Annotated in this window: 1 pseudogene; it reads left to right on the top strand. The window is 64.6% G+C overall.

Going from position 1 to position 965, the window contains the following annotated elements:
* Positions 1 to 965 (top strand): annotated as a pseudogene (locus EOA27_RS38020) (lactate dehydrogenase); the annotation flags it as partial.

Genomic DNA, 965 nt, shown 5'->3' with positions numbered 1-965 from the left:
CTTCGTGACCAGCCACGGCACGATGGACAAGGCCGATGCGACGGCGCGAGAGGAAATCGCGAAGTCCGCCGATCTGATCGCAGCCTTCCGTCTGCCCGAGGGCAGCTTTCGCGCCGATGCCGGTACGGACGTCGTGGTCGACATTCTCTTTTTCCGGAAGAGAATGTCCGATGAAGCTGAAGGTGATGTCTCCTGGCTTGATCTTGAAGAGATCCGGCCGGCGACGGAGGACGAAGGCGCCATCCGCGTCAATCGCTGGTTCGCGCGCCATCCGGCCTCCGTGTTCGGCAGTCACGCGCTGAGGCGCGGCATCTACGGTCCCGACGAGACCTACACCTGCCTGCCGAATGACAGGGAGGACCTCGCCGCCGCGCTGACCGCTGCAATCGATCTCCTCCCCGAGGGCCTATATGACGGCGAGGCGCAGACGATAGATCCCGACGGCGACAACGCACCGATCGCCAGCGAGCGTTCCGATGACCGGCATGTCCGCGAGGGCAGCTACTTCGTCGACAACCGCCATGGCCTCATGCAGGTCGTCGACGGCGAACCAGTCGCGGTGAAGGTCCGTAAGAGCCGCAGCGGCGAGGGCATCCCGGAAAAACATGTCCGCATAGTCAGCAAGCTGATCCCGATCCGCGATGCCGTGCGCGAGGTGCTGAAGGCCCAGGAGCTCGACCGGCCTTGGCGAGACGCGCAGGTCAGACTGCGCATTGCCTGGTCGAATTTTGTCCGCGCCTTCGGTCCCATCAACACCACCGTCGTCTTGACCACGGAGGATGAGGAAACCGGCGAGGTCCGCGAGACGCATCGCCGGCCGAACCTCCAGCCCTTCCTCGACGATCCCGATTGCTGGCTGGTCGCCTCGATCGAGGACTACGACCTCGAATCCGATACGGCAAAGCCGGGTCCGATCTTCACCGAGCGCGTGATCGCACCGCCGGCGCCACCGGTCATCGCGAGCG

The organism is Mesorhizobium sp. M2A.F.Ca.ET.037.01.1.1 (assembly GCF_003998075.1).
Lineage (GTDB): Bacteria > Pseudomonadota > Alphaproteobacteria > Rhizobiales > Rhizobiaceae > Mesorhizobium.
The sequence above is the reverse complement of the archived record's forward strand: the minus strand, read 5'-3'. Positions and strand labels throughout refer to the sequence as shown.